8 protein-coding genes are annotated in these 9,601 nt (G+C 42.2%); all 8 read right to left on the bottom strand.

What is annotated here, in order from left to right; genetic code table 11:
- The coding region (locus HMPREF1040_RS00080) for a hypothetical protein (protein WP_007391871.1) at window positions 1–204 on the bottom strand (204 nt) is incomplete at its 3' end.
- 474 nt (window positions 205–678) lie between these two features.
- The gene (gene carB / locus HMPREF1040_RS00075; RefSeq protein WP_007391869.1) at window positions 679–3,885 is read right to left on the bottom strand and encodes a carbamoyl-phosphate synthase large subunit; all 3,207 of its coding nucleotides are present in this window, start codon (window positions 3,883–3,885) and stop codon (window positions 679–681) included.
- A 1-nt stretch (window position 3,886) separates the two neighbouring features.
- Window positions 3,887–4,945 (bottom strand): carbamoyl phosphate synthase small subunit, encoded by a 1,059-nt coding sequence (locus HMPREF1040_RS00070; RefSeq protein WP_007391873.1) that lies wholly within the window; start codon window positions 4,943–4,945, stop codon window positions 3,887–3,889.
- On the bottom strand, window positions 4,942–6,231 hold the full coding sequence (locus HMPREF1040_RS00065; RefSeq protein WP_007391870.1) for a dihydroorotase: 1,290 nt from the start codon (window positions 6,229–6,231) through the stop codon (window positions 4,942–4,944). Before HMPREF1040_RS00065 ends, HMPREF1040_RS00070 begins: the two co-directional genes overlap by 4 nt.
- Window positions 6,215–7,156, bottom strand: a complete 942-nt coding sequence (locus HMPREF1040_RS00060) for an aspartate carbamoyltransferase catalytic subunit (RefSeq protein ID WP_007391866.1) — start codon at window positions 7,154–7,156, stop codon at window positions 6,215–6,217. Before HMPREF1040_RS00060 ends, HMPREF1040_RS00065 begins: the two co-directional genes overlap by 17 nt.
- Before the next feature lie 190 nt (window positions 7,157–7,346).
- Window positions 7,347–7,892, bottom strand: a complete 546-nt coding sequence (gene pyrR / locus HMPREF1040_RS00055; RefSeq protein WP_007391872.1) for a bifunctional pyr operon transcriptional regulator/uracil phosphoribosyltransferase PyrR — start codon at window positions 7,890–7,892, stop codon at window positions 7,347–7,349.
- Between the two features lie 9 nt (window positions 7,893–7,901).
- Entirely contained in the window at window positions 7,902–8,819 is a 918-nt protein-coding gene (locus tag HMPREF1040_RS00050) for an RluA family pseudouridine synthase (RefSeq protein WP_007391868.1), read from the bottom strand.
- Between the two features lie 11 nt (window positions 8,820–8,830).
- Complete coding sequence (lspA, locus tag HMPREF1040_RS00045) at window positions 8,831–9,268, bottom strand: signal peptidase II (RefSeq protein ID WP_007391867.1); 438 nt, start codon at window positions 9,266–9,268, stop codon at window positions 8,831–8,833.
- Window positions 9,269–9,601 lie beyond the last annotated feature (333 nt).

Genomic DNA, 9,601 nt, shown 5'->3' with positions numbered 1-9,601 from the left:
ACCGACTTTTTGTTCTAATGCTTTAATATCCTTTTGATTCTGATTAGCCAAATTCGCAATTCCGATAATGTCAGGTTGTTGGTCCTGCTGTCCGCCTGCCGCCGATTGCACTATCGGCGGTTTAGCCATAACCACTCCGCCGGCACTAATCCCCATTAAACCGATCAATACAGCTGTCGTTAATTGTTTTCCTGATAACTTCATACTACTTCCTCCTCATACATCTTTACATCATGTACAGGACGGTATCCGTCCTGCTTATTTCATTTCTTAGAAATGAAATTTTGTTCTTTCCTAAACTGATTTCATTATAAACCTGTAAAAAATATTTTTCTATTTTTTTTAATCATTTTTTATGTTTTTTTTAATTATTACATGTATTTTATCTTTTTTATTATTATTATTTTAATTATTATATCTACTTTTATTTATTTTATTTTGTTTTTTTGTTTATTTTTTTTTTTTATTGTATAAATCATATTTTCTTTTACTTTTTTAGCGGTGTCAATGTATGTCTATTATCCCCAGGTAATTAGCTTATATTATCTCATCTGTAGATTTTTTTAGCCTATATTTTATTGTAGATATACTCATATCTCTATTTATATTGACTGGCATGTATATAAAAAAGAGGCGAACAAAATTTCTTTTTGTTCGCCTTGATATATCGTATATGCTCTATATATCCATATCGTAGTCTTGTAATGCTGCTACCGTATAATAGGTATAATTTTTGCCTTTGTCTGCAAATACCCGCAATACTTCTCGTGCCGTATCTAATGAAGTCAAGCAAGGTACAGCTAATTCCACGGCCATACGTCGTAAGTTAAATCCATCCCGTTCAGGATGTTTACCAAAAGTTAGGGTATTGAGAACGAGATCAATTTTACCATCTCGCAAAAGCGTGGCAATATTTTCTCCTCCTTCATGTATTTTACGCACAATCGTCACATCTAATCCGTTTTCTTGTAAATATTTTCCCGTACCGGCTGTCGCCATAATATGATACCCTAAGTCACAAAATCCGTGTGCTAATTGCAATGCTTCTTCTTTATCGCGATCGGCTACAGTTACGAGTATTGTTCCTCCTGACGGAATTCGCATATTCGCACCGCTAACGGCTTTATATAAGGCTTCCGAATAGGTTTTGCCGATGCCCATGACTTCACCTGTCGATTTCATTTCCGGGCCCAAGGCAATTTCCGCCAAACCGATTTTACTGAAGGAGAATACGGGTACTTTTGCCGCTACATGCGATTTAGCCGCTAACAATCCGCTTTGATACCCCATAGACGCTAAGGTTTCGCCTAAGGCAATTCGGGTGGCTAATTCAACAATCGGCACATGCGTGACCTTGCTCAAGAAGGGAACGGTACGACTGGAGCGTGGATTAACTTCAATAATATATAGTTTCCCTTTTGCCACCACAAATTGAATGTTTACCGCACCTTTTACATTTAATGCCAAGGCAATACGCGTTGTATATTCCACAATTTGCGTAATCATATCTTGTGCTAAATGTTGCGGCGGATACACGGCAATGGAATCACCGGAATGAACGCCGGCCCGTTCGACTTGTTCCATAATGCCCGGAATAAATACGTCTATTCCATCAGCAACTGCATCTACTTCTATTTCTCTTCCTACCATATATTCATCAATTAAAATGGGATGATCCGGCGAGGCAATGACGGCTTCACGAAGATATCGTTCTAGTTCGCTTTCATTATAGACAATTTCCATGGCACGCCCGCCTAACACATAGGAGGGGCGTACAATAAGTGGAAATTCCAATTCTTTGGCAACTCGCATGGCTTCGGTATCACTCATAGCTATTCGCCCGTCTGGACGAGGAATATGTAGCGTTGCTAAAAGTTCATCAAACCGTTCTCGGTCTTCGGCTCGATCCATGCCTTCTACGGATGTTCCTAAGATGGGTACACCTCTCCGTGCTAATGGTGCGGCGAGATTAATTGCCGTCTGTCCGCCAAATTGGCAGATAACACCAACGGGGTTTTCTTTTTCGATTACAGCCATAACGTCTTCCTCCGTTAAGGGTTCAAAGTACAAACTGTCGGATGTATCAAAATCGGTGCTAACCGTTTCGGGATTGTTGTTGACAATAATACTCTTCATGCCCAGCCGGCGTAACGCCCAGGAGGAATGGACCGAGCAATAGTCAAATTCTATGCCTTGTCCAATACGAATTGGGCCCGAGCCGAGAACAATAACACTTCGTCCTTCTAGCGGTTGGACTTCATCTTCACTAGCATAGCAGGAGTAGTAATACGGCGTAGCGGCGGCAAATTCGGCGGCACATGTATCCACCATTTTAAAGGTGGGACGCACGCCCAGTTGTGTCCGAAAAGTCCGGACTTCACTTTCCGTTTTGCCCGTCAGTCGTGCCAAGCAGCTGTCGGGCATGCTATATTTTTTAGCTTGTGCCACCAATGCCGGTGTCAATCCTTGGTGGCGTAGTTCATTTTCCATGTCGACAATGTGTTTGATGTGCCGAATAAACCATACGTCATACCCCGTAAGCATATGTATTTTTTCTTCGCTAATGCCTAAGCGCAATGCTCTGGCGACAACAAATATCCGTTCATCGTCTTGTTTTTTCAATGCTTCAACGATATCAATTAATGATTTATTTTCTATATGTGGTAAGGCTAAATAGTCCACCCCAATTTCTAATGATCGTACCGCTTTAAGTAAGGCTCCTTCAAACGTTCGATCTAGGGCCATGACTTCGCCCGTTGCTTTCATTTGTGTGCCCAACGTTTTATCGGCAAGGGAGAATTTTTCAAACGGCCAACGGGGAAATTTGACAACACAATAATCCAACGTTGGTTCAAAGCAAGCCGTGGTCTTACCGGTAACGGCATTAGAAATTTGATCTAAGGTTTTTCCCAAGGCTACTTTGGCGGCTACTTTGGCAATGGGATAGCCCGTTGCTTTAGAAGCTAATGCAGAGGAACGGCTAACGCGCGGATTGACTTCAATAACATAATAACGATTACTCTTGGGATCTAACGCGTATTGGACATTGCAGCCACCTTCTATTTTCAGCCGGCGAATGATTTTTAAGGATGCCGTACGTAGCATTTGATATTGTAAGTCATTTAAAGTCTGACTGGGTGCGACAACAATAGAGTCGCCCGTATGTACCCCAACGGGATCAATGTTTTCCATGTTGCAAACAATAATACAATTATCTGCCTTATCCCGCATGACTTCATATTCGATTTCTTTCCATCCTGCAACAGACCGCTCCACAAGGATCTGATGAATAGGACTGAGTTTAAGCCCACGTGCGGCAATGGCAGCGAGTTCTTCTTCCGTATAAGCAATACCACCGCCGGTGCCACCCAAGGTATACGCCGGTCGTACGATAATGGGATAGCCTATGGTACGGGCAAAGTCCAAGGCGGTTCCTACGTCTTCAACGATATCACTTTCCGCCACCGGTTGCTCTATATCTTTCATGGCTTCTTTAAATAATTCACGATCTTCCGCTTCTTGTATTGCTGCTAAATCCGTGCCTAATAGGGTAACGTTATATAGATCCAGTACGCCTGCCCGTGATAATTCCACTGCCATATTTAGGCCGACTTGACCGCCTAAGGTAGCCAATAATCCATCAGGTCGTTCTTTTTTGATAACTGCCGTCACGTAATCTAAAGAAATCGGTTCGATGTATACTCGATCGGCAATATCTTCATCCGTCATGATTGTAGCCGGATTACTGTTAATAAGAACTACTTCCACGCCTTCTTCTTTCAAGGCACGACAAGCTTGTGTACCTGCATAGTCAAATTCCGCCGCTTGTCCAATAATAATCGGGCCCGAGCCAATGACGAGTACTTTCTTTATATCCTTTGCCATCTTAGCATTCCTCCATCATTTTCACAAATTGTTCAAACAAATACAAGCTATCCGTTGGACCCGGCGAGGCCTCTGGATGATATTGTACACACATGATGTGCTGTGACGGTACGACAAATCCTTCTAAGGTGTTATCATGCAAATGACGATAGGTGACTTGTGCCGTCGGCGGTAACGTGTCTGCATCAATCGCATAACCATGATTTTGGGAGGTAATATATACCCGTCCCGTGTGCACATCTTGTACGGGATGATTTGCCCCACGATGCCCAAAAGGTAATTTATAGCTTTTTCCCCCTAAGGCCAACCCCAGCATTTGTAAGCCCAGGCAAATACCGAAAATGGGTTTCTTGCCAATCATTTTTTTTACTTCATCTACGATATAGGGAATATCTTGCGGATCACCCGGGCCATTACTGAGGAAGATGCCATCAGGCTGTACGGCTAGCACCTCTTCGGCTGAAGTCGTTGCCGGAAATATGGTAAGGCGGCAATCATTACGTTGCAAGTCACGTAAAATATTCTGTTTTGCCCCATAATCCATAACGGCTACATGATATTTTCCGTTGCCTGCGGTTTTAATTTTCTGTGTCGTCACCTGTCGTACCCACTGGGTTTCTAACGGCTGGGCTAAGCACTTTTGTATCTCCGCTTCGTCTGTATCTTGTCGTACGATAATCCCTTTCATTACACCGTGTTGACGTATTTCACGTGTAATCGCCCGTGTATCAACGTCATATAAACAAGGAATATGGTGGTTCATCATGAATGTGGATAAGGGGCCTTCATTTTGCCAATTGCTCGGTTCTCGACAAAGTTCACTGACAATAAACCCGGCTGCATAAGGACGTGGTGCTTGTTCTATTTCATGAAATAAGCCGTAATTTCCCATAAGTGGATAGGTCATGGTAATGATTTGACCTGCATAAGATGGGTCGGTAAATGTTTCTTGATATCCTGTCATCGCCGTATTAAAGACAACTTCTCCCACTGTCTGTTCGTTCAATAGCAATGTTCCATAAAACCGTTTTCCATTTTCTAAGACGAGCATCCCTTTCATGCCAATACCTCCCCTTGTTTCATAACTATTTTTCCATCAACAATAGTGCCTACGGGTTTTCCTTTAAAAATCATCCCATCAAATGGTGATAATTTACTTTGGGAATAAAAGGTTGAGGCATCAACAGCCCATTCGGTCTGTAAATCCAGCAATGTAATATCCGCATCACGGCCTTCTTCTAATACTCCCGCCGGCAAGTGCAAAATGGTGGCCGGTCGCACGCTCATCGCTTCAATAAGCGTTGCTAAATCCATGCATCCTGTATGATATAAATGAGTCAATACTGCACCTACACTAGTTTCCAGTCCAACAAAACCACTTGGTGCTATATTAAATTCTTTATCTTTTTCATCCCAACTGTGTGGTGCGTGATCCGTTACAATAGCATCAATAGTGCCATCTTGCAAACCGGCTACCACGGCTGCCCGATGTTCTTCTGACCGCAACGGCGGATTTACTTTAAACCGTGTATCATAACTCCGTAAAGCTTCGTCCGTAAAAATAACATGGTGTGGTGTTACTTCGGCCGTAACGGGAATGCCTGCTGCCTTGGCACGGCGTACCATAGCAACGGCATTTTTTGTGCTAATATGAGCAATATGTACGGCACATCCCGTTGCTTGTGCCAGCAAAATATCCCGTGCCACCGCTATATCTTCAGCTACAGCGGGACGCCCTTTTAAACCTAACGCTGCCGATACAGCACCTTCATGCATCACACCATCTGCAATCAAATGGGTATCTTCACAGTGATCAATAATGACTTTTTTCAACATGCTACTGTATTCCATGGCTTTACGCATGAAATCACAATCTTCTACATAGTGACCATCATCAGAAAAGGCAACTACCCCTGATTTTACCATGCCACCCATTGCCGCCAGTTCACGCCCTTCCATGCCTTTAGATACAGCACCGATAATATCTACTTTCACGTGGCTTTCTTGTTCGATTTTATACCGTAATCCTTCGACAATGAGAGGGGAATCGATAACGGGTTTTGTATTCGGCATAGTCACGACACGAGTAAAGCCCCCAGCAGCAGCGGCGGCCGTGCCACTAGCAATTGTTTCTTTGTACGACTGTCCAGGCTGCCGTAAATGCACGTGCATATCAATTAACCCCGGCGTGACAACTAACCCTGTTGCATCCCATATTTCATCTGCACACATGGATAAATTCGTTCCCATGGCACGAATTTTCCCGTCTTCTATGTAAATATCGCAAATTTCATCTTGTTTTTTTGCCGGATTAACTACTCTACCGTTCTTAACGAGTAAGGTCAACGTCATCGCCTCCTATAATAGTCAAATATAACACAGCCATCCTCACGGATATGCCATTTTTTACCTGTTCTTGAATCGCTGAATGAGGTCCATAGCACACATCTGTACCAATTTCGAGATCTCTATTCATGGGACCGGGATGAAGAATTAATACATCTTCCTTTGCTTGCCGTAATGAAGTTTGATGAATACCAAAGAGGGTTGCATATTCTCTATCACTGGGGAAAAAGCCACTTCCTTGCCGTTCTTTTTGGATCCGCAAGACATTGATAACATCAGCATCTACCAATGCTTCTTCTAACTCATAATGGATAGTCACACCCAATGTCGCAAGGTCAGGCTGTAATAAGGTGCGGGGACCAACGAGATGTACATCTGCGCCTAATGCTTTTAAAGCATAAATATTGGAACGAGCAACTCTACCATGATCAATATCGCCGACAATAACCACTTTTAATCCGTCGATGTGTCCTTTAACTTCTTGTATCGTAAACAGATCCAAAAGTGCTTGTGTCGGATGTTCATGTGCCCCATCACCAGCATTGATGATAAGCGGGTCGACACATTGACTAGCAAATAATGGTGCCCCTTCTTGTTTATGTCGCATAACAATCGCATCTACGCCCATTGCCGTAACGGTCAATAGGGTGTCACGCAAACTTTCTCCTTTGACTAAAGAACTCGTAGACGGCGTAAAGTTTAACACATCAGCATCTAAATATTTCGCTGCCAATTCAAAAGAACTGCGAGTGCGTGTACTAGGTTCAAAAAACATATTTGCCACTGATTTTCCATGTAACAGCGGTAATTTTTTATTCTCACTATTCACGACCGTTTTCATTTTTTTGGCTACTCGTAAGATAAGTTCAATTTCCTCTTTCGTTGCTCCTTCCAATCCAAGCAGGCTCTTTCCCTTTATACCCATGCAGCATCCTCCTTACAAAAAAGACCTTTGCCGTCCGGCAAAGGTCTACAATTAGGCATAATTAACTACCTACCTTTTTAGCCTCTCCGGACTATCTTAAAGGTATTATGTATCTAAGTAACTATACGGTAGCATCTCGGTACTACTCATATCTTTATTAAGTATACTATATTTAAAATCAAAGTCAATACTAATCTTGCTGATATTCCCGTAAAAGGACTTGATCCATTCCATCCGTTTCTTGCATCTGTACAGCAACATCTTCTCGGTGTGATGTGGGTACATTTTTCCCTACATAATCTGCACGAATAGGTAACTCACGATGCCCACGATCGACTAAAACAGCCAATTCAATGAATTTAGGTCGCCCCATTTCCATAATCGCATTTAATGCTGAGCGAACGGTACGTCCCGTATATAAGACGTCATCAATTAAAACAATCGTCTTGCCATCCGCTTGAAAGGGCGTTACCGTACTATTCATACCATCTACGGTACATTGTTTTCGATCATCCCGATAGGCTGATACATCAATTTCATATACGGGAACAGTACAGCCTTCTATTTTTTCTAGTTCTAACGCTAACCGTTTTGCCAAGGGAATACCGCGTGTTTTAATTCCCACTAATAGCGTTTCATCTAAGCCGCGATTTCGTTCTATTATCTCATGAGCAATACGCCGAATAGCACGTTCCATCGCTTTGTTGTCCATTAACTGTGCTTTATCCTTCCACATACGCCACCTCTACCGTTGTGTCGCCGCCTGCTGTAAACACACCATAAAATCATTTGCAGGCAACGCTTTGATGTCCATTTTTTCCCCCGTAATAGGGTGTATAAATTGCAAACTGTATGAATGTAATACTTGTCCCTGTATGGGGAACGCATCCCGTTTATAGCCATAAACGGGATCGTTAACCACCGGATGTCCAATATAGGCTAAGTGCACGCGAATTTGATGCGTTCTTCCCGTTTCGAGCTGGCAAGCAATCCATGTATACATACGATAACGCTCCTGTACGGTGAAATGTGTAATCGCTTCTCGTCCGTTTTTTAGATTTACCGCCATTTTTATCCGATCTTTTGGATGTCTGCCAATAGGTGCTTCAATTGTTCCCCGCATTTCGGCAAGGGTACCATGCACTAAGGTCCAATAGGTTCGCTTGGCTGTATGTGCTTTAATCTGTTCGGCGAGATGCCGATGGGCAACATCAGTTTTAGCTACCACCATGACCCCGGAGGTATCTTTATCCAAGCGATGTACAATGCCTGGACGAATCATCCCGTTAATTCCCGATAGAGAGCCTTGACAATGATATAAAAGGGCGTTGACCAATGTTCCTGCCGGATTTCCTGGGGCGGGGTGAACGACCATGCCACGTGGTTTATTCACTACAATAAGATGTTCATCTTCATATAAAATATCCAAGGGAATATTTTCCGGTGTTGCACATAACTCTGTTGGTTGTGATGGTTCCATCGCAACCATCTGTCCTACATCCAATCGATAATTTGCTTTACGTTTGCAATCGTTGACATAAACTTTCTCTTCTTTAATCAATTGTTGGGCAAAAGCACGTGAAATAGCTAATTCTCGTGCTACTAAAACATCTAAACGGATGCCCTTATCCGCTTCTATCACTTCATACGTTTGATGTTTCATGCCATATTCCCTCATTTCGATATCTTATGATGCCAACTATACCATAATAATAGCATAACACCAATAACAATGCCTACGTCTGCCAAATTAAATACCGGCCAAATTAAGAAATCAAAAAAGTCAACCACTGCACCATGAATGCAACGGTCAAGTGCATTTCCTAAGGCTCCACCAAGAAGTAATCCCATACCTACATGTAGCAACCGTGACGAAGGTAATTTAGTACGAAACACACCATATAAGACAAACAAAAAAAATGCAATCAACAAAAATAGCCATTGTTGATTTTCTAAAACACCAAAAGCGGCACCTCGATTTAATATATATGTGATATGAAAAAAATCCGAAAATACCGGAATCGATTCATGTAATGTCATCTGATGTCTAATTATTGCTTTTGATACTTGATCCAATACGGCCATACCGACCGCAACACTCATTACTTGCACAAATATCCTCCTACTCATTCCATCTTCAACAGTGATACTATCCTATCATAGAATATACTAAAATTCAATTCTATCCACTAATAATAATTTATTTTTTCTCTTCCCATAGACATACTAATTGCTCATGACCTGTACCACGATAAAAATACCTACTAGACTTACTTTCTTACGCGAAAAATTTCTCTATGCACGACTACATATAGTAACACTACCGCCATCTATCAAATAAGGTTGCTACCTTCAAAAGCAATGGTTATGGCGTTTCTTTTTCTGTTTAGGCCTAACGTATCTAGTATGTCATGTTACGTTATAAGATATAGCATGTCGTGAGAA

Source organism: Megasphaera sp. UPII 135-E, from assembly GCF_000221545.1.
Taxonomy (GTDB): domain Bacteria; phylum Bacillota; class Negativicutes; order Veillonellales; family Megasphaeraceae; genus Megasphaera; species Megasphaera hutchinsoni.
Note: the sequence above shows the minus strand (reverse complement) of the source record. Positions and strands in the feature narration are given on the sequence as shown.

Excerpts from the sequence above, each read along its gene's own strand:
- HMPREF1040_RS00060 (WP_007391866.1), bottom strand. The coding sequence starts at position 7,156 with ATGGGTATAAAGGGAAAGAGCCTGCTTGGATTGGAAGGAGCAACGAAA.
- carB (WP_007391869.1), bottom strand. The coding sequence starts at position 3,885 with ATGGCAAAGGATATAAAGAAAGTACTCGTCATTGGCTCGGGCCCGATT.
- pyrR (WP_007391872.1), bottom strand. The coding sequence starts at position 7,892 with ATGTGGAAGGATAAAGCACAGTTAATGGACAACAAAGCGATGGAACGT.
- HMPREF1040_RS00050 (WP_007391868.1), bottom strand. The coding sequence starts at position 8,819 with ATGAAACATCAAACGTATGAAGTGATAGAAGCGGATAAGGGCATCCGT.
- HMPREF1040_RS00070 (WP_007391873.1), bottom strand. The coding sequence starts at position 4,945 with ATGAAAGGGATGCTCGTCTTAGAAAATGGAAAACGGTTTTATGGAACA.